Here is a 22,752-nt window from a genome sequence, read left to right as displayed (position 1 = left end):
CAATAACTTTTTCATATTTCAATAACTCAAGCTAATAAAATATCATCTAATCTGAATCACTCAAATTGGCGAATTTCAAATGATAAATTACTAAAATTATCTCTAAAAGCATTGATGCCTGCCTGCAACTGAATTCTTACCTGGGTTGCACTAATAATTTGTCCTCTAACGCCAGTATGAGTCATTGGAGTACTAAAAAGTAGTATAGTCTTGTTTATATTGATTGGAGAATCTAAAGTGCCAACATATGTTCCCAGTGACAACCTGATCCAACTAATATTAATGTCAAGTGTATTTTGTAAAACTTTTGATGTTGGATTATTTGTCCCTGTTTGACTAATTAATGATACATAATTTTTAAACTCTAACTTTTGAGGCTCTCCATTACATGCATATTCTATGTTTTGAATCTCAACACTATCAAGTATATTATTCTGGTTATAATCAATTCCACTCATAATTTTATAACCTCCGGCGGAGCAAAAGTCACCTATCGGCTCTTGAATTATATTTAATAATGAGTTATAACCATTGGTTCCATTGGTTCCATCATCACCATTACAGATATATTCAACAGTTAAAATCTCGTCATCATCAAGAATATTGTTTCCATTCAAGTCAATTCCGCTACTAACTTTATATCCACCAGATGAACAATTCTCTCCTATCGGTTCTCGTTTAAAATCGATTAAAGAATTGCTGCCATCAAGACCGCTTTTGTTACATCCCAGTAATATTATAAATATTACTAAGCTTAATAAAAATTTAATTTTCATTTTCTAGAATTTAGTTAATTGAAGTGAGCTTTAGTTTATTATGTTTTGTACAACAAGCATATAAATCAAAACTAATCAGGTATTATCATACGTTGCGGAACACTAAGTGAATTTCATTAGTTTTATTGAATTACATACAGGTAGTTTGGTTATTGGCACTAAAAATAACGAATAATAACTTAAAAACAAATAGGTTGACTGTTAAGAATAAAAGTAACAAGTATCAACAGCAATGAACACTTTAAGGCTTTTTGTTCCAAATATAAAACTTCTTACTTAACCATCTGGTGTGATTCTTACCCACCGATATGATATAAATTCCGGATTGAAAATCATTTAAATCCAGATTAAAGGTATTTGTTCCTGTAACCGTTTTTCTGATGCAGCGATATACGTTTCGACCATAGATGTCAGTAATCATTAAATAAAGCGTTTCACTTTCATTCGCTTCATAACTTATCTTTAGCTGTCCTCTGTTATTATCGGAGTATATCTTCAGATTATCGTCAATCCTATTCATCATCATGCCTGTACTTCTGTCACTAAGTAAGGTATCGATAAAATGTGTTGAAAAATACAAATTGGAGTTCTTGTCGCATGATACAAACCCAACGCCCCTTTCGTAATTTGAATCATACATGCTGTAAAACGAAACAGCGGACCTGATATCTCCACTTTTAGATACTTTCATCAGAAATGGCCCCTGATATAATGTATTTAAACCCTCAGAAAAGCTGGCATTTGCTCCGACATAACCGGATACATAAATGCTGTTCTTATGATCATAAGCAATGGAATATCCGAAATCTTCGCCCCTGTAACCGCCTCCGTTGGAACCGGCACTTTTCGCCCATAAAACATCGCCTGCATCCGTTAGTTTTGCAACAAACAGGTCAGACAGATCCCTGGCAGCAAGCATCTGGTTATCAAAATTCACAGTATCCGAAAAACCACCCGTTACATACAGACAATGATCATCATCCATGGTGATATCGTACCCCCAGTTTCCGTCATAATTATCACCGAATTGTTTTTCCCATATGATATTAAGGCCAGTATCAAGTTTTGCAACATAGATATCCGCCATTCTATCCGTGTTTTTAATTGAGCCGGATATATACAGGTCAGAACCATCATTTGTAATACCATAACCTGCATTATCATAAGCAGTAGGTGAACCGAAATAATATCCAATCGAGTCTTTTTTAATTAATTCCCCATTATCCATATCAAACTTTGCAATAAATATTCTGGAAAAATTGTATTTCATGCTCAAAGCTGAATCCTGTAGTCCGGTAATATAAATGTGCCTGTATCTTTCATTAATTGATATATCACAAGGCTCAATCCTGCCTTCATATTGCAATACACTTTTCAACCACAGTATTTCACCTGTGTTGTCATATTTGGCCATAAAAACGTCCCAGAAGTGTTCACTGTATAATTCTTCAGTACCGGCGTAGATACCTTTGGAAAATTTACCAAGGACATAGCAATTTTCATCAGAGTCTGCCGCAATACCGTTTATGACCATAGTTCCACCTGTCAAAGAGCGGCCCCACTGAAGATCTCCCTGAGAATCATACTTCGTAACAAACAATCCCATGGGCAGATTAATGTCATTAAACCTCATATTTATAAAAATCCTGCCGACAACATACACATTCGAATTAGGATCAACACAATTTGCACTAACCAGGTTTACTGCACCATAGCCGCCACCATAAGCTGTCCATATTTCATGACTAAGAGAATCCGATTTAGAAGTCATAACACCATAGGTATACTGACACTGGCCTGTAACCGGAATAAGCAACAAACACAATGAAAAAATTGCAACTAAAATGTGTTCTTTTTGTTTTAACAGTGCCATGGTTAAGTAATATGAGGGATTAATAAGTGCCGTATGCATTTTGCGTGGCGATATTATTATAAATCATATGATTAAGAAGTCCCGGCTAGTTAACCGCCAATCTACTCCACCGAAAGGAAAATCTTTATATTTACGTTCTATGATTCTTGTTCTTTTTATACTGCTTTATCATTTTCCCGAATTCCTTAGCCTTTTTACGCTTTTCGGCAACGGTGGATTCAAAATGCGCTTTCTCCCGTTCCATTCTCAGATAATTTTCGTACGATGATCTGTCAATCTCCGCATTTTCAACAGCCGCTATAATTGCACAACCCGTTTCTGAGGTGTGTGTACAGTCCTTATATTTACAATCTTTCGACAGGCGTATGATATCGTCAAAGGTGATTTCCAGTCCCTGCGTTGAATCTGTCACGCCAACTTCTCTCATTCCTGGATTATCGATCAGAATACCACCATTTTCCAGAAGCAGTAATTCACGGTGGCTTGTAACGTGTCTGCCCTTGTTTGTGCTGCTACTGATCGCATTCGTTTTCATCTGTTGCCTACCTGCAAGATTGTTGGAAAGTGTAGATTTTCCTACGCCTGATGAACCCAAAAGACAATACGTTTCCCCTTTTTTAATTCGCGCCTTGATTGTATCTAGCCCTTTCTGATTTTCATTGCTGAGCGCTATTACAGGAACCTGTTTTATTCTTTCCTTAACACCCGTCACTAATGCTTTGAGCTCTTCTTCAGCTATCAGGTCTGTTTTACTGAGAATAACAACAGGGCTTACATTTGAGGTATAGCAAATAGTCAGATAGCGTTCTATCCGGTTAATGTTAAAATCACGGTCAACGGCCTGAACAATAAAGGCATGATCGATATTAGTTGCGATGATTTGTTTCTCTCCCTGCTTTCCTACAGCCTGCCTTTCTATGACTGTTTTCCTTGGGAATATGGCATGAATCAGTGCATTTCTGTCATTGTATTCCGACACAGCCACCCAATCGCCCACGGCAGGAAAATCAGAACGACTGTTCGCTGTAAACCTCAGATTACCTATTATTTCGCTATCATATTCCTTTTCTGCTGTTTTAACAATATACCGTTCCTTATGCTCAGAAATGACGCGTCCTACCTCAAAAGAATCAAGATGATTCTTTACACGATAATTTTCCAGTTCGGTATTATATCCTAAATCTTCAAGTGTCATCTTTCAGTATTAAAAAAAGTATTCCGTTTCCGCGGTATTGCATCATCCTGTTTCTGGTGGAATGCACTATGACCGCGTTTTAATCGCTGGCATTTTTTTACATTTCACTAAAATACATTTTAATGGAGGTTCATTCTCCATATGTTTTATTGGCTCATCAATTTCTGAGAATTCTACCAGTCCATATTTTCCAAATTCTTTATTTACAGAACCTGAATCATAAAAGAATACACTAACGCCCCTCATTATTTCAAATCTGTCCTTACTTAATTGTTTTCCATTTCCATACATCGAAGCCTTTTTTGAAACAACTGTAAAAATCATATATCCGTTTGGCTTCAGTTGAAGGAAACAGTCCTTTAAAAACTTTCTTCTCTCGTTTTGATTTAAAAGATGGATCAAGGCGTAACAAAAAATCCCATCATATACGCTAGTATCAAAGGGCATATCTGTTACCGAACCTTCATGGATTTTTATATTGAGCTTGTTCGTGCTCTTAGCCAAATCAATTGCGGTTTTCGATATTTCTATTCCGGTGATATTTATTCCGTTCTCACAGAATATCCTGGCATTTCTCCCATATCCAATTCCGGGAATCAGAATTTCCTTTGCATTTTTTTCCAGAAAGAAGTCCTTTGATATAATAGCGGAATCAGATGGTTCAAATCCCCATGTTGTTTTTTCCTTTTTAAACATTGATTCCCAAAAATCATTCATGTCATTTCTTTTTTTACCCGGTATCGGTTCATTTTCAACTAACTATTAATACGTTGAATTTCATTCCAATTTATCATCCATTTTGAAATGAAAAACTGACTTTCCATCAACTTAATTAATCACAGGCTTTCCAGTCTGGTTATCAACGCATTAAAATTAACAATTAAAACTTTAAAAGCAAACAGGTTGTATGAATATTAGAGACGGGACTAATCACAGTCTCAACCTATCCGATCCTTTCACATAGTAAGATCTCCATCGCTTTAATCCGCACACTTTCGTGCAGCCAACCCGCATTTAAATAATGCAGGATGACAACAACCCCCGTAGATGTGATATGTTTGTAGCCCCGGATGAATGAGCAAAGTGAATGTAAATCAAGGTCGGTGATATTTCTGTGCTGCACAGGTAAAAGCATATCAGAGTCACACGCAAAATTTAGCTGTCAGTTTTCAAAGAAATTGGCCAGATGTGATTTCCAGTCAAATATTTCAAACCGGTCAGCGATGCGACCTTCCGGATTAATCAGGAAGCACGTTCTGGAACAATACTCCGGTCTGTATGTCTTTTGAATCATGGAATTATTTTCGGCTATAATAAACTGACCACTTAGCTTTAAATCCTTAATATTCTGACGAAGAGTTACGGGAGAATAATCAATGCCTAAATAATCAAACTTATCTTTATATGTTTCCGTTAAGTCCTTATAACATTGATAACTGCTTACTTGTGACCAGCATGCTGAAACATTAATCAGCAATAAATATCTGCCTTTAAAATTCTCAGAGGAAACCAGCTCTCCTTCCATTGTATTAACTTTAAAATCCGCAGCTAACATACCTTTCTGCGTTCCGGTCAAAGTATCAGGTCTGCTATTTTTAGTCAGTACAATTGTACCGCTACCGCTGTATAATTTATGAAATTTGTAAAACTGCCCACCAAGACTCAAATACTCACCAAGCTCAATCCGTTCATCTTTTGCCAGTGTATCTTTCTTTATTCCGTTGCTTTCCAAAACGCCTAACATTGGACTGAAAAAGCAAAATGACGTTGTATTATCATCAATTACGCCAATTTGATACTTTTCAGCGTCAATATAGATATCCGCAAGCAAATGCTGGGCTGTGGCTTCATATAAATTTTGCTTATACAAACCTATTTGAAACCAACCAGTATCTTCAACGACTTTATCACCATAATCAACACTGAATGTACAATCGATAAGGTTCTTCTTATGTCGCCAGTCAAACTCATGTATTGTTCGTATCGGATCGTCTCTTAAATCTTTATTGTTATTGCTGTCTATAATTAACACCTCTCTGCCTTCCAACTTTCCTGTAATAATTATTATCTGTTGATCTGCTAATGTTCTATTCTTTTGCATAATAACCTTATTAGATGATTTGTCATAATAACGAAAAGGAATAAAAAACACATTCCGGAAACTAAGCTTTAAATCTTGTATGTTATCAGGATAACTTATTTTATAATCAGGATAGCTTTTGAACCAATCCAGACTTTTCCATTCAGAGCTGTCTCTAAACGGAAGCTTAGAAGCACCTATACTAAATATATTAATTCCCTGATGCTTTACAGATGAAATAATGAGCGTATCATCAGTCGATGAGAAAGAATTCATATTTTCCTTCCTACTACTACAGCTTATAATACCAGCAGTAATGGTAATAAAGAAAATGAAATAAGTGATTTTCATGAGAGTTTGGTTTTAATTAAAGTGTTTAAAGTAATAATATAACGAACCTGAATTTAAATAGTTACCAGTCAGAGGTTTTGAATTCAGTAATTTCACGAGCCACGTAAATATCATCAGTAGCTTCTATCTAACGTTAGCCGTAGGGGCTTAACACCCTCTCTTTCGCTTTGCTCAGGATTCACCCGGTTTCTACTTTTTGATGCTTCAAAAAGTAGACAAAAAAAGCTCGCCCGAAAGAACCGCAACAACCTACCCGATCCTTTCTCATAGTAAGATTTCCATCCCTTTAATCCGCACACTTTCGAGCGACCAACCCGCATTTCAAACAATACTGAATGACAACAATCCCGTAGGAATGATATGTTTGTAGCTCTGGGTGAATGAGCGAAGCGAATGCCACCTTATTTTATATGAATAAATTTGAATGTCTCGTTGAATCCTTCACCCCTTATATGCATAAAATACATGCCAGCATTTAATCTGCTTAAATCGATGATAACCTCTGTTTTCTCCTTTGTCGTACATTGCTGCACTTCCATACCGTTAATGCTTACAATGGAAATTCTATGATTTTTACGATCCGGTAAACCACTAACAACTATATGCTTATCTGACGGATTAGGGAATACCCTTATGCTGCTGTTAACAATATCAGAGCCAATATCAGTAATATCTTTAAAATTGGCAACCAGGTTTATATCTTCAGCAGCGGTAAATGTGTACTCTGAGCTCGTTGAAACTACATTCCCGTTATGGGTCCAGTTTAAAAAAGTGAAGCCTCCGTTTGCAGTGGCAGAAAGCGTAACGGTCTCACCTTCTTCGTAATTGCCTGATCCGGTAATAAGACCCGAATTTACCGGATTTACAGTTGTGGATATTATAAACGGCGTCATTGCCGGCTGTCCGGTAACTACTACATTATCTAGCTGCCACCACGACGATGTACCGGCTCCGGTTCCTGAAGAGGTGTACTGAAAGGCAATACAAACATTGGGTTCTGAAACTGCAGATAAATCGATAGTACCGGAATTTATCCATGTCTGTGAATTTTCTACCGGAAAACTAAAGGGTAAACCTGTCCATGTGAAGTTCTCAGGATTTCCGCTTCCCGGATAATCCACAGAATATTTTACCCTCACTTCCGGATCAGTAATTCCATTGTCGCTGTATTTGGTCCATAAATCAAACTTCAGTGTGATGTCAGAAAATTGTGAGAAATCCATAACCGGAGAAATGAGCCAGTCGTTCGATGCAACATCACCATTATATGCATTAACAGACATGGCCTGGTTGTTACATGACCAGTTGATATTGCTGGCGACTGAATAACTTGTCCAACCGGTAGCCGGACAGGTAGAAAAATCTTCTTTTAGTATTTCACTGTCATCATTATTATTATTACCATTATCCGACATGCTGAGCCATAAAGTAGCATTCGTCATAAATACACCATCATCGCCGGTTGCATCACCAGCATTCAATGGTTGAGACCATCCGGGATAGGTATTCGATCCATCGTGAGCCGTTTCGTCTTCTGCTACAGAACTGTCTCCAAGTCCAACAACACGCCCCTTGCCGAAACTTGCACAAACAGCCATGACACCTCTGGTACCTGTATTTGAATATCCATCATAAAAAACCAGACCAACAGCTGTTGAATTGGCGACATTGTCTAATGTAAACGTTGCACCGTTGTAAAAAGCAAGACCATCCACATCACCTGCGGGTCCATGCAGGATAGTATTTGACGGTAGATCTGCAACATTGGTTGCAGGGTCCCTGCTTATATTACTGCCGGCGTCTAAAGTAAAACCAAACGGATTGTTATAGGAGGTAAAAAAGTCATTCCATACTTCAAGCGCATCCCAGCCATCGCCATCCCGGTCGGCTATGGCGTGATCTGCAATGATAAATAAGCCTCCTCCATTTTGTACAAAGCTGATCATGGCCTGCTTCTCTGTGCTGTTGAAAGGATTATTGGGTTCGCAAACCACAAAAATGTCATAATTTGACAGATCCTGCGCATTGGACGAATTATTATATGTAATGGACCCGCCACCGGGCAAAGTTTCAACATAAAACCCGCGCTTTACCATCTCAACACCCCAACTTGACAGAGCGCCCTGCCAATAGTTTTCCAGCGTTGCTGATGTTATGTATGCCTGATCCGGACTCGGTGTAGCCTGATTATCGTCAATTATCCAGTCGGCATTACCAGCCGTTTCGTTTTTTGTATTATCAAAAAGGATTCTCTTTTGCGCAAAGCCTGCCATCAAAAATATGGACAGTATAATTGTAATTAGAATTTTTTTCATGAAACCATGTAATTGAATCGCTGTATCTGTCGGTTTTATATGTGATTTAAATTTTAAAGCGTGCCGAACTCAGGTTAATACATATGGAACATACCATTTTAATTCTTTTACCGTCTGACCCAAACAGGAACAAGATAGGTTTAACCCGCATTTGCACGTATACTCAACAAAATGTATTGTGAGTGCGCTTCATATAAAGGTTTAAAGATAATTATTTCAGGAATTTAACCAAACAGACGGATGAAAAGAGTGTGGATGAGAGTGAATATGAATATCTAAATGGCAACTACGAAGCTTTATGAAAACCAGACTACCTTTAGAACTGGGGTAAAACTGATTTTCAGATTAGATATTAGAGGATTAACACCAGGGAAAAATCAGTGTGAGTAACAGAGTGAGAAATGAGGTGTAAGAGTTCTCCTGCTTCAGGACTTCGGAGAATAAAGCAAGGCCTGATGTTACCACAACCGGGCTATTCTGAATACTGCATCGAATGGAGGGGCTTAACACCCTACTTCGATAAACTCAGTAACCCTCTCTTTCGCTTTGCTCAGGATTCACCCGGTTTCTACTTTTTGATGCTTCAAAAAGCAGACAAAAAAAGCTTGCCCGAAAGAACCGCAACAACCTACCTGATCCTTTCACATAGTAAGATTTCCATCGCTTTAATCCGCACCCTTTCGAGCAGCCAACCCACATTTAAATAATACTGAATGACAACAACCCCGTAGAGGTGACAGATTTGTAACCCCGGGTAAATGAGCAAAGTGAATGTAAATCAAGGCCGGAGATATATTCCACCAGCAAAGGTAAAAGCATATCAAGGCCGCACGTAAAGTTGACTGTTAGCTTCTGAAGTAGAGTAAGAAGAAGAAAGAAAGTGAGTGTGGAAATGAATTTCTAAATCGCAACTAATAAGCATTTTGAAAATCAGGTTCCCTTTAGGGCCGGGGTAAAAAATGATTTTCAGATTAGATATTAGAGGATTAATACCATGGAAAAATTGTGTGAGCAACAGTGTGAGAAAAGAGGTGTAAGAGTTCTCCTACGTTAAGACTTCGGAGAACAAGGCAAGAGATGAAAAGGTTTGACCCCGGATGGGGTCATATATTTGTAGAACCACATTATACTACAAAAACAGGACTCCGATGGGAGTCCAACCTGCTTATGGTGTAGTTTGGGCAACAGGGCACTGAATGCAACAAATATCTCCACCGTATGGACTTCGGAGAACGAGGCAAGAGCAAGAGGCTATCTTACGGTCACACCTTACTGGTCATAATAATGATGCCTTTGTCTTTTAACTGTTTGATCTGGCTTGCGGGAACGGGATTACCGATGAGGTTAACCAATTCAAGATTTTCCAGGTGCATCAGGGGAGAAACATCATCAATTCTGTTTCCGGACAGATCGAGTACCCTAAGGCTGGTCAGGTTGCTTAAACTATCGATATATCCAATCTGGTTGTTTCCGAGGTACAGCTCCTCTAAATGGTGCAGGTTCCACAGGTTACTAATGTAGCTTATCCGGTTGTCCGACAGATCAAGAATCCTGGCATGAATGCAGTACTCCACACCATCCAGAGATTCGAGTCCGCTGTATGCCATTTCAAATTCCTCAAAATCCTCCAGATAGTACGAGGGAAATTCAAACGTAACATCCCCGTATTCCCGTATCTTTATAAGGTTGTAAAATGATTTTTCATAATCCACATCGGCAGGTCCCTCACCTTCGCCATCCGGGTCCTCATAAGCAAATCCGTCCTGCATATCCACATCCCACACGTATTCAGGATGGTAATCCACATCTTCTGCAACGTCTTCTACCACAACAAGGTCCGGATCTCCCAACAATAATATATGCGAAAAGACACGCAATTGTACTTCATCGTTTTGTGCATACAAGCGCTCTATCGCACTTCGGATCTGCCCGCCCTTATCGGGATGATATAACATGATGAGCTTTGAAAAGCAGCGCGCATCATTCTCTTCATCAATGGCAATGATCCGTGATATTTTATTCGCCATTTCCCTGATTTTGCCGTAATTCCTGTTTTTGTACAGCAGGATGAGCTTTGCAGTTATCCGGTTCAGGTTTTTATCGGAATAGGCCTCCGAAAGTTTTGTGTATAGTTCCTTTGTGGTCATCTTAAACGTTAAGTTTTAATTTAATGAATTCTGCTATTTCATCCAGAGCCCCGGTAGCTTCTTTAAACAACGGAGCCATCAGCGGATAACAGTGCACCATTCCTTTTCCGGCTCTGAATGTGATATCGACTCCAGCACGTTTGGCTTTTTCATAAAAAACCAGGCTATCGTCGAAGAGCTCATCCGCATCTCCGGCATTGATAAACAATGGAGGCAGACCTTCCAGGTTCCCTTTTAAGGGTGAGATATACGGATCATTCACATCGTTCTTTCCCACATAAAAATGGCTGAATACATTCCAGCTTTCAGGCGGAGCCAAAGAAACCTTCCCCTTTGTTTTATACGATGAACCCGAACAGCTTAAGTCCGTCCATGGCGAGATGGCGACAGCCGCTTTGGGCAGGTCAATGTTTTTATCCCTGAGCGCCAGCAATAAGGCCAGGGCCAAACCTCCCCCAGCCGATTCTCCTACAACAATAATATTTTCAGGTTGGTAGCCTTTTCTTAGGATTTCGCGGTAGGTGCTGATGGAATCTTCCAGGGCAGACGGGTATGGATATTCAGGAGCCAGGCCATATTCATACAACATTGTGCTGATGCCCGTTTTCAGGGTCAGTTTTGAAACGATTGAACGATGGTCGTTGCATGAACCGGATACGTATCCTCCACCGTGAACATAAAACAACAGCTTATGATCGGGTGCATGATCCGGAACTATCCATTCGGTCCGCACCAGGTTTATTATTTCCTGCTTCATCCTGACATTTGCCGGTAATTTACCAAAGCGTTCGCCACCTTTCTCACATGTTTCCCTGAACTTCAATACCGCCTCAACACTTTGCTCAAATTCTTTCTGTCTGAGTTGTCCCTTTAAAACATGCCTGTGTCTTAAAAGATACAGTATAATTTTTGCTTTTAAACCTGCCATTGGGGTTCATTTAATTTTTACAACAAAGGTTCATCTTTTATACGGCAATAAAATTCACCTATGTTAATTTCTTTCACTTTTTACAAGAAAATATGAAGAAAACTGCGCCTCTGTACTAAAATATATATACTTTTGACGCCGTAAAATCTTTGGATGTTTATATTAAATTTGGATTCGGTATTGTAAATAATCATTGTCTTTCCGGACATTGATTATCCCTTAGCACACTCAGGCAAATTCCTGCCGGAGTTATTTTCATATACATATACGGACAAACTGGTTTGATAAAAGGCGACTAAATCGCGAATCAGGCCTTAAATTAAATTTAAACATCATGAGTAACGATACAAATTCAATCCACGATTTCGATGTAAACCTTATCGTCGAGTATTATTCAGGTACAGAACGCCAGGGACCGGGTAGTCCCGAAATGACACTGAAAGCCCTCAGCTTTCTGGAACATCTTCCTGACGAGCCGGAAATTGCAGACCTTGGCTGCGGCACCGGCGGCCAGACCATGGTACTGGCACAGCATACCGGTGGAAAGATAACAGGCGTTGACCTGTTTCCCTCCTTTGTGAATCTGTTTAACCGGAACGCCGAAGCACTACATCTTCAGAACCGGGTAAAGGGCATTGTCGGCTCAATGGACGACCTCTCATTTGAGCCGGAATCACTCGACCTTATCTGGTCGGAAGGATCAATCTACAACATTGGTTTTGAAAAAGGCCTGCAATACTGGCGCAGGTTTCTCAAAAACGATGGATACGTTGTGGTATCAGAAGCAAGCTGGTTCACCAACGAGCGTCCGGCCGAAATTGATGACTTCTGGATGGATGCCTATCCGGGCATTGACACCGTCCCTAACAAGTTGGCACAGATGCAAAAGGCAGGTTATTTTCCTGTTGCTGCTTTTGTTTTGCCCGTCAACTGCTGGACAGAGCACTTTTACGACCAGCAGGTTCAGCCCAGGGAAAACTTTCTGAAAAACCATGCCGGCAATATCTTTGCCGAAGGGTTTATTGCCACTGAAAGACACCAGGAAACGTTGTACAGAAAGTACAATCAGTACTACGGCTATGCCTTTTATATCGGCAGAAAGTTTTAAGCTTTTAGGTTAAATGAGGTGCATCCGGATACAGGGTGCACCTCATCTTTTTTTGAACATGTTATGTTTGATCCGGCTCAAAGACTGCGGCGCAATACCCAAAAAAGATGCGATATCCTTTTGCGGAATCCGTTGCAATATGCTTGCCGGGAAATTCCTTGTGAGCCACTGGTAGCGTTGATCAGGTGTTAAGGTTTTAGATTGTATTATCATTGTTTCAGAGAATTCATCAATTTCGTTTAACAAACTGTTGATGAACCGGTTCCAGGTATCCATCTTTTCAAGCTCGCGGTACTGTGCGTAGCTGGTCTGCCAAACCACAGAGTTTTCCAGAGCCTGTATACTTTCCTGCGCCGGACGTTGATTTCTGAAGCTGATTTTAGAGGTAAAGCAGAACGGCGGAATCGTAAAAGTTTTAACCACTTCGTTTCCATCGATATTATAAAAATACCGCAGAAGGCCACGTTCTAAAAAGTAAAAGTTCCTGCAAATCTCACCTTCGCTCAGAATCAGTACATTCTTTAAGACTTCCTTTTTTGTAAAAGCCCGTTGTATGGTTTCCCAGTCTTTCGCCGGTAAAGTCGTATGTTTTTCTATGAATGTTTTGAATACGTTCATTTTAAGTGTACCGCAGCTTTTTAATGAGACCTGATATTCAGGCATCATAACATCTTACCCTCTATTATTCAACCCTGACTTATCTGTCAGTTAAGGGTTTAAAGTTAACGTTTTTCTGTTAAGTACTGAACGATGAACCGCTCCGGGAGAATTTGGATATATAAAAAGAAAATAAGAGTGAGCAACAGTGTGAGAGAAGAGGTGTGAGACTTAACATACAGAAGGTTGCTTTATCGTACTTCCAACCTGCAATTAAACCCTAATGAATCTTCATAACCCCGTTGGGGTGATATGTTTGTCGCCCCGGAAATGAGCGTAGTGAATGTAACCCCATTCTTTCGCATAAAGCTTTAGATTGCAATGATGGGATGAAGGAGTGAGAGACTGAGTGTGAGAGTGACGATGGATATTGGCCAACACGATCCTGCTTTCATACACTAACCACACCACCTGTTGAAACATGTTCCAGAACTATTATCCTCTTACTTTATATTGTTATAAAATACAGCAGCGAAACCAGCAGAATCAATAATTTAGACTATAAAAGGTATCCTTGTTGAATATTTGTATATTTTTAATGACTAATTAAAAACGTAGAATCCTGCTTCAAATTAAATACTAATGAGAATAATAAAGCTGACAACATCTGTACTGATTACGGTCCTTACCTTTTTATGTTTTAATGCCAATGCTTCGGATACACTCTCAACCAGTGAAATAACATCGTTATACAACACCTACTTTAACGCTGAATCGTACCATTATGTGTCCGTACATGACCCTTCGGTTGTTGTTGGCTATAAAACGGGAAGCACGATTTCCGGGGAATATTCAGCAGATGCCTCCGAGGTGTATTATATTTTTGGTTCACACAGGGCCTGGGCCAATTCAACTGATCTGAAAAACTGGAGTACATTCAGAAACAACATTAACAATTCGTATGCAACTATGTTTGCCGCACCGGCTGCCTGGTCTGCCAAAGGAAGCGACAGCTACAATGTGAGTGGTAACATGTGGGCACCCGATGTTATCTGGAACAAGGATATGCAGAAGTGGTGCATGTATATGAGTATCAACGGGGAGAATTGGTACAGTTCCATCGTTTTACTAACTGCAACCACCCTCGATGGTAACTGGACCTATGCAGGCCCGGTGGTATATTCAGGTTTTACAAACCAGAGTGAGGCCGCTGAAACCGATTTTTATGATGTGATCAACCCGTCAGAGGGATTTCCTTCGCGCTATAACATCGTTCGAAACGGGAACCACACTTATGGCGTAAATGCCATCGATCCCTGCGTATTTTACGATGAAGACGGCAATCTGTGGATGTCTTACGGGTCATGGTTCGGTGGAATATATATGCTGCGTCTTGATGCTGAAACCGGCTTGCGCGATTATACCTACACCTACACCACCAACGACGGAACTGCCGCCAATGCCAAATCAGATGAATACCAGGGCATCAAAGTAGCCGGAGGCAATCATGTATCCGGTGAAGGTTCATATATACAGTATATCAATGATACCTACTACCTGTTTATGTCCAACGGAGGCCTAACCGCTGCAGGTGGTTACAACATGCGTGTTTTTGCCTCGGATCAGGCTACCGGACCTTATGTTGATATGACCGGACAGGATGCCCGCTACTCATCAACGAACACCGGTGTTGGAAAAGTTAACGGACAGGTAGGACTGCGCCTGATGTCCTATTATAAGTGGGGATGGATGGATGACGGCTACACTGCTCAAGGCCATAATTCAGCGTTTACAGATGAAAACGGAAAAAGCTATCTTGTTTATCACACCCGCTTCGACAATGGAACAGAAGGCCACCAGGTTCGTGTACATCAACTCTTCCAGACTAAAAACGGATACATTACGGCAGCACCTTTCCAGTATGCCGGTGAAACCCTGACAACAGAACCTTATTCTGCAAATGATGTGGCAGGAAGCTACAGCATCCTTTATCACGGTTCCGGCACCGATTATGCCAACCTGGAATGTGTAAAAGAGAAAGAGATCAAACTGAATTCAGACGGTTCCGTCACAGGAGCCTATACCGGCTCATGGTCACAGGCTTCAGATGGTCCTTATATTACCATAAGCATCAACAATGTGACATTTCAGGGTGTGCTACTGACCCAAAAAATGGAAGGACTGGATTACAGTACCCTGTGTTTCACCGCTGTCGGCAACGATATCTCAGTATGGGGGTATAAGATGGCGGGAGAAGGAAAGCCGTTTCCCGAAGATGCAACGGTCGCCTACAATGTAATGAATATGAACGGTACTGTTCCCTCAGAGGCCTACAGTGGTTCGCAACTTTCCTTACCTACCGAAGGTTACTACGGAGCCACGTATGCATGGAAATGGGATACCACATTGATAAGTTCAGAAGGTGTAGTGAAGGATCTGACATCCAATACCTCAACGGTTCTGACACTAACCATAACATGCGGCAATTACGTTTATACCAGAACATCACCCATTCAGTTATCAGCCAGTAACATTGCTGACATCCTTCCCATAGAAGAGGGAGCTATACTGGAATCGTATGCTGATATCGGAGAATACAATGCAGCAGCACCAAGCAGCCGTATCAACTCCCGGACAGGTATGTCGCTGAGTTTTTACCTGGATAACATTACAAGCGACTGGGAATTAATAGCTCATTCTACGGACAACATGTACAGTTTATTTCTTTCCGTATTACGCTTCAACAGTGCAGATTTCTACGAGGCTAAGGCCACATTATCAACTGCAGCCATATCGGCAGGGTATTCATCATCGACGGCCTGGAGAATTTTTCTGAATACCAGTTGCTATGTGACAGTATCGTATAATACTGACGGTACCATTGCCTATTATAAAGACGGTGTGTTGATGCTCACATTCCCGGCTTCTGTAACGCCAAGCTATGGATCAGGAACAACTCCTGCCGAGATTGTATCAGCTGTCATAAGCTACTATCGCAATAAAAAACTGGTATTTGATTACGATGTGAAGAATATTGTTCTGGGCTATGCAGCCGACCTCGACCTGTCAACCTATGAACAAGTCGATTTGTCTGATTATGTTTTCTACGAAGATTATGACTACGCCGGTCTGGCATCTTCCTGGATTACTCCTAATGGCTCTATCTCCAGCTTATACGACTTATCGCTTGAGAGCAACTATATAGAATTAAACACCAACGGCGGTACGGGTAATCGCAGTGCGTTGAATACATTCAACGGTGTTAGCGGCCTTACAAGCTATAATTTTTCGTTTGATGTACAGCTGACTCCCGGCAATGTGGTTGATCGTTCAGTGAGTGAAGTCGCTTTAATAAGCACAGACAACAACAATTCAAACAATGGCCTCACAAATTCCGGCTATATATTCCGTCTTGTAACTCCGACTTATAACGGAAGCAATGGAAGCATATGGTATGTCAACGGCTCAACATCGTCTGCCCTCTCAATCGCATCCGGAACCTGGATCACCATAAGTGGTAAAGTTGATGTTACCGCGAAGACAGCCGATGTCACAGTAATCAACCGTACTTCCGGCAGCACGATCTACAGCGGCACTTCTGCAGTAAACGGGAATGGAATCCTTAAGGGACTCTGGATTCTTGCCGGTCGTGGTACAGGAACCATAGGCATTGACAACATCAAAGTGAAAAACGGAACCTCTACCGGTATCGGAAATGTATCCGTTAAAGCCGGCATCGATTATAACGCTGTGTCTGAGGTGTACAATTTGTCCGGAATTAGGGTTGCGCATGGTAGGTTGTCCTCTATCAGTTTACCAACCGGCGTTTATATAGTTCGTCAGGGTAAAGGTGTGTTTAAGATCTCGGTTACAAAATGGCAATAAAGCATTAAACGAATTATAATCTGGCTTATATAGGGATCCGGACGTAATGATCCTCATCAAAATATGGGGCGCATCTGCAGCAATGAAAATTCAGACTACAGAATGCCTGCTATCTTTTGTACCCTTTGTAATAAATAAACCACAAAGCAAATACAAAGGAAAAATCACGAAGAACACAATGATACGGTTCAGGATAGAGACAGAAATTGCAGCACAATGATGACTGCAAAAAACACAAACTGTGGCAGAGTGACTTTAAAAACTTCCCTGTGAATAAGCGCAGCAATGACCAGACTGGTGATGAAGTTGATGAGCACAATTCCTACCGGGAAATAGGCAGAGATGCCTGGCAGGTGAATGGTTCCCGCCGAAACCAGTACCTGAATGATTCCGACGGCCAGTAACAACAGCCCTCCCTGGAAGATCATGATGCGTAATGAACCTATCATGACAGGGTTACTGGTTATCTTTTTAAGTTCGGGAACCTGTTTCTTTTCACCATACACGTTGTGTGCAATGCTGATTAAAATGATCATTATACCTGCTGTGATTCCCATTATGTCATGATTTTAGTATTACCATAATTTAATTTGTCAGATCTATGGTAATCTGACATTTATTTATGTGAAATTCAATTGCTTTAATTAGCTGTCAGTTAACATATAACCGCCTTTTGACAGCTGATGTTCATTATTACTAGAGGAACAATAGAATAAGGGATTAAGAAGTGTCAACAGACAATTCAGCCAAACATACTATAATACTAATATACAGAATGTTAATTCGAAAAGTTTAAATATTCAAAGTCTAAGTGGTGCATTATTTCCCGTAACACCAGAACAATTGCATAGTCTTTTTGAGTGACGCCTGCTTTTAACTCCGAAATTGGCGCACCCATGATTACGCGGGCATAACTACTAAATAGTTTTTCAATACTTTCGCGAGAGTACGAATTCTCATTAAGGTCATTCTTTCTGAATACATTTTTGAGTTCTTCATCTGATGTACACAATTCCCTACTGCTTTGGATACGGGATTTATGTGTCATCAACTGATCCTCTATATGATTAATGGCATAATCCGTTTCATCATATGTTGGGATATCGTGTCTGAAAAACTTTCCGGATATAAATTCATAGCCAGCCTTTAAAACAACTTCCTGATTCAGTACATTATTCTGAAAAATTTGAAATCGCAGGACTTCATTTTCCATCATCAGAAATATTTTTGCATCCGGTGAGAGTCTGTCTTCCATCATATTATAGTGCTTTTCATTATACCGCTCTTTAAATCAAGCTTCTGGTTTTGCCTGCAACATTATGTTGCAGGCAAAATAACCAGACTTTTCTGTTAATTATAATACAGCATTCACTGCATTCGCAAGGGATTCAGTCGGTCTGCCTATTAGTTTTGACAGCTGTTTTGAATCGTCAAATAAATCGCCTTTGGATGCACTGGTATCCCATCCGGCTATTGCTGCGGCAAAAAATTCCGGTAAACCAACATTTTTGAGAATCTGTGCATATTCTTTTTCCGGCAGGTTAGTATAAGGAATTGTTTTCCCTGACTGCCTCGTAATTTCGGCTGCCAGTTCCTCCAATGTATATGCTTCATCACCGGCAAGTTCATAAACCAGCCCTTTATGTTTTTCATCAGAGATAACCACAGCCGCCGCCTCTGCAAAATCTATCCTGCTCGCGGATGATATCTTACCGTCACCGGCACTTCCTACAAAACTTCCTGCATTTAAGGCACCCTGTACAGATCCGGTATAATTCTCAGTGTACCAGCCATTGCGTAGTATAGTATAAGCAATACCTGAATTTTGCAACGCTTTTTCTGTAAGCAGATGTTCCTCCGCCAGATCCAGTGAAGACGAGTCTGCATGCAATAAACTGGTGTAAACGATCCATTTTACTCCTGATTTTCGGGCCGCATTAATAACATTGTCATGCTGCCGTGCTCTTTGCCCAATCTCGCTTCCTGAAATAAGAAGTAAGCGATCAATACCTTCCAGCGCATCGGATAATTCACTTGCCCTTTCATAGTCAAATACACGGGATTCCACGCCAAATTTTTCCGCTTTAGCAGGTGTACGCACCAATGCAATTACGTTTTCTTCTCCAACAATCCTTTTTACCTGTTCTACAACAAGACTTCCTAACTGACCTGTTGCTCCTGTTATTCCTATTTTCATCTTAATTACTTTTTTATTTGCTTTTTATTAAAACTAACTAATGATCCATTTGTGTTCGCTGAAAACAGCTTTTGTCATTAGTTTGCCAATCCTATTTGTTTCATGAATGCCTGGTTGTCCCAAAACAGGTGCTCTTCATACATCACACCGTCTTTCCATAATCCAATGGTAACCATCGGTAATTTGAATGATTTTCCGGTTGGTGGAATTGAGCCGCCATTGGGAAGTGGCATGGGGTTTGAAAATGTTCCCTCAATATAGCCTGTAACTGCAGTATATTGTCCGGTTCCAAAACGAATAGGATGAACCGTAATCTTGGTGTCCGGAGCAAAAACAAACATTGGTTTTAACGCAGCGATGTGATCTTCCAAACCAACAGTCGTGCTCCCGTCAGGATAATAAACCAGAATGTTGTGTGCATGACTTTCGTGCAACCTTTCCCATTCCTGGTTACTGTAAACTACAAAATCCAGAGTGTCGAATTTTTGCAGATACTGCTCTGTTAATTTATTACCGGCTAAAATTTCATTGAGTTGTTTCTTTGCTTCAGCAAGTTCCTTATTTGACTGTGCACTTGCAGCTAATGTACCTATCAGCACTAATGCTGCTAAAATTAAGTTTACCTTTTTCATTTCTTTTTGTTTTTAAATTTTATGGTACAAAGTTACCGTGCAGTTATGCCACGCACACTTGACCTATGGTAAGAAATGAAATTGATGTATGTTAAGAGAAACAGGTGTTCACAGCTTTTTACGTATCCTGCTAAGGCTCTCCGGAGTGATGCCAAGGTAAGAAGCAATGTATACGAGCGGAACTCTCTGAAAAATATCCTTATGTTCCTTTAGCAGTTCATTGTACCTGTCAACAGCAGATTCCCACATTGTAGAGTTCAACCTTTGCAAGGCATTTACATATGCTTTTTGAAATAAAATCCTGAAGTATCTTTCAAGACCTGGCACTTCATTGTAAAGTGACTCCAGCCGTTCATATGATACCCTCAGTAACCGGGTATTTTCCAATGATTCAATATAATACTTTGATGCCCGTCGTGAAAAGAAACTTTCAAGATCACTTATCCAGCTGTTATCCAACCTGATTTGATATATATGTTCAACCCCCTTTTCATCTACAAAATACGACCTTAAACACCCTTCAATAATGAAATATATATAATCACAATTATCTCCCGGTTCCAGAATTTCTTTCTTCTTCTTAATAAAAACCGGTTCAAATGCTGATAGAATTACTTCTTCCTCCTTTTCGGTGATGTGTATCCACTTTTTAATATAGTAGATCAGTTTGCTTTCTTCAGGCATAACCAGAATTTATCATTAAATACAATAATACTATTCACACATTAGTGCATACACGGCAAATGAAGCAAGCCAGTGTTCGCCTTCGTAAGCGCCGCTGGTCACATGAGGCAGGGCAGCATTAAGGTGCTGTTTGGCCATGGCAACAATATCCTCATCTTCTCCCGGAAGTTTATGCGCAATATTGAACAGACACCAGGCCCGGCTCAGGTTCAGTCCGTCAAGATGTACCAGTTTACCATCTGTGCGGTCACTTACCACCGCTGGTTCGAGCTTTATGCCTTCATCATCACCCAATCCGGGCAAGAACTGTTGCAGCCACAGCATATAATCCACTTCATTCATTACACGGGTCATCAGGTCGGCCTCAATCAGACAGGGAGACAAAAAATCAAAGCCGCCTGGCTCCCAGGATATGGGGCAATTCTTGTCTTTTTCGTAAAATTCAAGAGCCTTATCCTCAATCTTATTCTTAAGCACAGTTTCACCAAATGCATTGGCATAATCCCAGGCAAAGGTCAGACCAAAAGCTGTATTGGTATGTTCACCCACACGGATGGGATAGTTCAGTTTATCCAGAAAACGATTGTATTTACTTACAATGGTATCGGCAAGAGGTTGCACATTTGCGGCGAGCTGCTTTCCAAGCGGATCGTCCCATGTGCGCAGTTCCATCTGCAACTTCAGCAACCAGGCCCAGCCGTAAGTGCGTTCAAATGTTTTATTGTTTGGGTCAGCAAAAAAGGCAATCTCTTTTTGAATATGTTCTGCTGTCAAGTTCTCCTCTAACATGGTTCTGATCTGTTTTGCTTCCGGCAAACCCGGATAGGATTTCAGCAAGCGTACCAACGTCCAGTGACCGTGAACCGAGGAATGCCAGTCGAAACAGCCGTAAAAGGCCGGATGATCCACTTTGGGTGCCACTACATCAGCAGCTGATCCCAACACCTTTCCGGGTTTATAGGGATAAGGCTTCTGAATGCACTTTAAGGCAGGCTTACTTAATACCTCAGCCTGATCCGGTGTAAAATTCTGTCCCAACATTATCAGGGGAAGAATGAAAAAGATAATGAGCAATTTATTTTTCATTTGCTGCCGGATTAAAAAAATGAACATCGCGTTGCGGGAATGGAATAGTTACCTTATGCGCTCTGAATTCCCTGTCAATATTATAACGCATCTGACTTTTCACATTTTCCACATGAAAAGAATCGCTCACCCAAAAATAGACTTTAAAATCCAGCGATGAGTCGCCAAAATTTTCGAAACGGACAAAGGGTTTGGGTGTGTTTGCGATCAGCTTCACCTGATCAGCACAATCCAGAAGGATCTTTGTCACCAATTCCACATTGGAACCATAAGCCACTCCTACTCCAACATTGAAACGGGTTTTAAAATCAATGTGGCTCCAGTTAATGATTTTATCGTTGACAAACTTGGAATTCGGTACAATGGTGACAATATCGTCCCTGGTTTTTATTTTTGATGTTCTCAGACCTATTTCCGTCACTTTTCCTACTGTTCCGTCATCCAGCTGAATCACATCGTTTATTCTCAGATTGCGTTCAAACAAAAGAATGATACCAGCCGCCACGTCTCCGAATACCTGCTGAATACCTAAACCAACACCAACCAGTAAAGCTGCAAAACTGGCCAGGAAAACTGATATTTTCACATGAAATGAATCCAGAATGAGTATAATGACGATTACCCAAATGAAATACTTAATAATGAGAAACACTGAATAGAAGGAAGATGCTTCCTGTGGTGTTTTCTTTTTAAAATACCGACGGAAACCTTTTTTAATTAAATTCAGAGCCAGTAAGGTAATTAATATGATAACCAAAGCTATTAACAGGTTGGAGATGGTAATTGTATAATCCTTCCCTGTCAGCAATACGGTGTCGAGCCACGACCTGATTTCCTCCAGTAAATGCACCATGATACTATTAATACAACTTAATCCGTAAAAAGTTTACGCAGCCAG

Annotated in this window: 19 protein-coding genes and 1 pseudogene; 4 read left to right on the top strand and 16 right to left on the bottom strand. The window is 40.4% G+C overall.

The window, feature by feature from the left end:
- Positions 1 to 56: 56 nt before the first annotated feature.
- From ACE1ET_RS09400 to ACE1ET_RS09375, 6 genes are all read right to left on the bottom strand, one after another.
- Positions 57 to 776, bottom strand: a complete 720-nt coding sequence (locus tag ACE1ET_RS09400) for a DUF7151 family protein (RefSeq protein ID WP_375728139.1) — start codon at positions 774 to 776, stop codon at positions 57 to 59.
- Between the two features lie 241 nt (positions 777 to 1,017).
- Positions 1,018 to 2,649, bottom strand: a complete 1,632-nt coding sequence (locus tag ACE1ET_RS09395) for a T9SS type A sorting domain-containing protein (protein WP_375728138.1) — start codon at positions 2,647 to 2,649, stop codon at positions 1,018 to 1,020.
- Positions 2,650 to 2,779: 130 nt separating this feature from the next.
- Positions 2,780 to 3,844 (bottom strand): ribosome small subunit-dependent GTPase A, encoded by a 1,065-nt coding sequence (rsgA, locus tag ACE1ET_RS09390; protein ID WP_375728137.1) that lies wholly within the window; start codon positions 3,842 to 3,844, stop codon positions 2,780 to 2,782.
- A 66-nt stretch (positions 3,845 to 3,910) separates the two neighbouring features.
- Positions 3,911 to 4,561, bottom strand: coding sequence for a class I SAM-dependent methyltransferase (locus ACE1ET_RS09385; protein ID WP_375728136.1), 651 nt, complete (start codon positions 4,559 to 4,561; stop codon positions 3,911 to 3,913).
- 445 nt (positions 4,562 to 5,006) lie between these two features.
- On the bottom strand, positions 5,007 to 6,275 hold the full coding sequence (locus tag ACE1ET_RS09380) for a peroxiredoxin family protein (protein WP_375728135.1): 1,269 nt from the start codon (positions 6,273 to 6,275) through the stop codon (positions 5,007 to 5,009).
- 401 nt (positions 6,276 to 6,676) lie between these two features.
- Positions 6,677 to 8,590: an InlB B-repeat-containing protein gene (locus ACE1ET_RS09375; RefSeq protein ID WP_375728134.1), complete on the bottom strand. Its 1,914-nt coding sequence runs from the start codon at positions 8,588 to 8,590 to the stop codon at positions 6,677 to 6,679.
- A 401-nt stretch (positions 8,591 to 8,991) separates the two neighbouring features.
- On the opposite strand from ACE1ET_RS09375, the gene ACE1ET_RS09370 reads away from it, so the two are divergent.
- Positions 8,992 to 9,297, top strand: coding sequence for a hypothetical protein (locus ACE1ET_RS09370; protein WP_375728133.1), 306 nt, complete (start codon positions 8,992 to 8,994; stop codon positions 9,295 to 9,297).
- A gap of 555 nt (positions 9,298 to 9,852) precedes the next feature.
- On the opposite strand, the gene ACE1ET_RS09365 is transcribed toward ACE1ET_RS09370, so the two are convergent.
- Together ACE1ET_RS09365 and ACE1ET_RS09360 are read right to left on the bottom strand one after the other, a co-directional pair.
- Positions 9,853 to 10,737, bottom strand: a complete 885-nt coding sequence (locus tag ACE1ET_RS09365) for a leucine-rich repeat domain-containing protein (RefSeq protein ID WP_375728132.1) — start codon at positions 10,735 to 10,737, stop codon at positions 9,853 to 9,855.
- A gap of 1 nt (position 10,738) precedes the next feature.
- Positions 10,739 to 11,665: an alpha/beta hydrolase gene (locus ACE1ET_RS09360; RefSeq protein WP_375728131.1), complete on the bottom strand. Its 927-nt coding sequence runs from the start codon at positions 11,663 to 11,665 to the stop codon at positions 10,739 to 10,741.
- Between the two features lie 334 nt (positions 11,666 to 11,999).
- On the opposite strand from ACE1ET_RS09360, the gene ACE1ET_RS09355 reads away from it, so the two are divergent.
- A complete protein-coding gene (locus ACE1ET_RS09355) occupies positions 12,000 to 12,773 on the top strand; it encodes a class I SAM-dependent methyltransferase (RefSeq protein WP_375728130.1) in 774 nt (257 codons plus the stop codon).
- Between the two features lie 42 nt (positions 12,774 to 12,815).
- Here ACE1ET_RS09355 and ACE1ET_RS09350 read toward each other — a convergent pair whose 3' ends face one another.
- A complete protein-coding gene (locus tag ACE1ET_RS09350) occupies positions 12,816 to 13,391 on the bottom strand; it encodes a Crp/Fnr family transcriptional regulator (protein ID WP_375728129.1) in 576 nt (191 codons plus the stop codon).
- Between the two features lie 1,281 nt (positions 13,392 to 14,672).
- Here ACE1ET_RS09350 and ACE1ET_RS20660 point away from each other — a divergent pair.
- A pseudogene (locus ACE1ET_RS20660) lies at positions 14,673 to 15,221 on the top strand (family 43 glycosylhydrolase); the annotation flags it as partial.
- Between the two features lie 48 nt (positions 15,222 to 15,269).
- A complete protein-coding gene (locus ACE1ET_RS20655; protein ID WP_473774475.1) occupies positions 15,270 to 17,255 on the top strand; it encodes a lipocalin-like domain-containing protein in 1,986 nt (661 codons plus the stop codon).
- Positions 17,256 to 17,443: 188 nt separating this feature from the next.
- Here the strand turns inward: ACE1ET_RS20655 and ACE1ET_RS09340 are convergent, their stop codons facing one another.
- The 7 genes from ACE1ET_RS09340 to ACE1ET_RS09310 all read right to left on the bottom strand — a co-directional run bounded on the left by ACE1ET_RS09340 (position 17,444) and on the right by ACE1ET_RS09310 (position 22,707).
- On the bottom strand, positions 17,444 to 17,812 hold the full coding sequence (locus ACE1ET_RS09340) for a hypothetical protein (RefSeq protein ID WP_375728127.1): 369 nt from the start codon (positions 17,810 to 17,812) through the stop codon (positions 17,444 to 17,446).
- A gap of 221 nt (positions 17,813 to 18,033) precedes the next feature.
- Positions 18,034 to 18,513: a hypothetical protein gene (locus ACE1ET_RS09335; protein ID WP_375728126.1), complete on the bottom strand. Its 480-nt coding sequence runs from the start codon at positions 18,511 to 18,513 to the stop codon at positions 18,034 to 18,036.
- A gap of 96 nt (positions 18,514 to 18,609) precedes the next feature.
- On the bottom strand, positions 18,610 to 19,452 hold the full coding sequence (locus tag ACE1ET_RS09330; protein ID WP_375728125.1) for an SDR family oxidoreductase: 843 nt from the start codon (positions 19,450 to 19,452) through the stop codon (positions 18,610 to 18,612).
- Between the two features lie 77 nt (positions 19,453 to 19,529).
- Positions 19,530 to 20,084, bottom strand: a complete 555-nt coding sequence (locus ACE1ET_RS09325) for an ester cyclase (protein ID WP_375728124.1) — start codon at positions 20,082 to 20,084, stop codon at positions 19,530 to 19,532.
- A gap of 108 nt (positions 20,085 to 20,192) precedes the next feature.
- Positions 20,193 to 20,768, bottom strand: a complete 576-nt coding sequence (locus tag ACE1ET_RS09320) for a Crp/Fnr family transcriptional regulator (RefSeq protein ID WP_375728123.1) — start codon at positions 20,766 to 20,768, stop codon at positions 20,193 to 20,195.
- Positions 20,769 to 20,798: 30 nt separating this feature from the next.
- The gene (locus ACE1ET_RS09315; RefSeq protein WP_375728122.1) at positions 20,799 to 21,854 is read right to left on the bottom strand and encodes a DUF2891 domain-containing protein; all 1,056 of its coding nucleotides are present in this window, start codon (positions 21,852 to 21,854) and stop codon (positions 20,799 to 20,801) included.
- A complete protein-coding gene (locus tag ACE1ET_RS09310; protein WP_375728121.1) occupies positions 21,844 to 22,707 on the bottom strand; it encodes a mechanosensitive ion channel family protein in 864 nt (287 codons plus the stop codon). Before ACE1ET_RS09310 ends, ACE1ET_RS09315 begins: the two co-directional genes overlap by 11 nt.
- Positions 22,708 to 22,752 lie beyond the last annotated feature (45 nt).

The organism is Quyinboa mangrovi (assembly GCF_042219825.1).
Classification (GTDB): domain Bacteria; phylum Bacteroidota; class Bacteroidia; order Bacteroidales; family UBA5342; genus JBHJHP01.
Note: the sequence above shows the minus strand (reverse complement) of the source record. Positions and strands in the feature narration are given on the sequence as shown.

Coding starts and splice junctions, on each gene's coding strand:
- ACE1ET_RS09400 (WP_375728139.1), bottom strand. CDS start 776: ATGAAAATTAAATTTTTATTAAGCTTAGTAATATTTATAATATTACTG.
- ACE1ET_RS09395 (WP_375728138.1), bottom strand. CDS start 2,649: ATGGCACTGTTAAAACAAAAAGAACACATTTTAGTTGCAATTTTTTCA.
- rsgA (WP_375728137.1), bottom strand. CDS start 3,844: ATGACACTTGAAGATTTAGGATATAATACCGAACTGGAAAATTATCGT.
- ACE1ET_RS09385 (WP_375728136.1), bottom strand. CDS start 4,561: ATGAATGATTTTTGGGAATCAATGTTTAAAAAGGAAAAAACAACATGG.
- ACE1ET_RS09380 (WP_375728135.1), bottom strand. CDS start 6,275: ATGAAAATCACTTATTTCATTTTCTTTATTACCATTACTGCTGGTATT.
- ACE1ET_RS09375 (WP_375728134.1), bottom strand. CDS start 8,590: ATGAAAAAAATTCTAATTACAATTATACTGTCCATATTTTTGATGGCA.
- ACE1ET_RS09370 (WP_375728133.1), top strand. CDS start 8,992: ATGAGGTGTAAGAGTTCTCCTGCTTCAGGACTTCGGAGAATAAAGCAA.
- ACE1ET_RS09365 (WP_375728132.1), bottom strand. CDS start 10,737: ATGACCACAAAGGAACTATACACAAAACTTTCGGAGGCCTATTCCGAT.
- ACE1ET_RS09360 (WP_375728131.1), bottom strand. CDS start 11,665: ATGGCAGGTTTAAAAGCAAAAATTATACTGTATCTTTTAAGACACAGG.
- ACE1ET_RS09355 (WP_375728130.1), top strand. CDS start 12,000: ATGAGTAACGATACAAATTCAATCCACGATTTCGATGTAAACCTTATC.
- ACE1ET_RS09350 (WP_375728129.1), bottom strand. CDS start 13,391: ATGAACGTATTCAAAACATTCATAGAAAAACATACGACTTTACCGGCG.
- ACE1ET_RS09340 (WP_375728127.1), bottom strand. CDS start 17,812: ATGGGAATCACAGCAGGTATAATGATCATTTTAATCAGCATTGCACAC.
- ACE1ET_RS09335 (WP_375728126.1), bottom strand. CDS start 18,513: ATGATGGAAGACAGACTCTCACCGGATGCAAAAATATTTCTGATGATG.
- ACE1ET_RS09330 (WP_375728125.1), bottom strand. CDS start 19,452: ATGAAAATAGGAATAACAGGAGCAACAGGTCAGTTAGGAAGTCTTGTT.
- ACE1ET_RS09325 (WP_375728124.1), bottom strand. CDS start 20,084: ATGAAAAAGGTAAACTTAATTTTAGCAGCATTAGTGCTGATAGGTACA.
- ACE1ET_RS09320 (WP_375728123.1), bottom strand. CDS start 20,768: ATGCCTGAAGAAAGCAAACTGATCTACTATATTAAAAAGTGGATACAC.
- ACE1ET_RS09315 (WP_375728122.1), bottom strand. CDS start 21,854: ATGAAAAATAAATTGCTCATTATCTTTTTCATTCTTCCCCTGATAATG.
- ACE1ET_RS09310 (WP_375728121.1), bottom strand. CDS start 22,707: ATGGTGCATTTACTGGAGGAAATCAGGTCGTGGCTCGACACCGTATTG.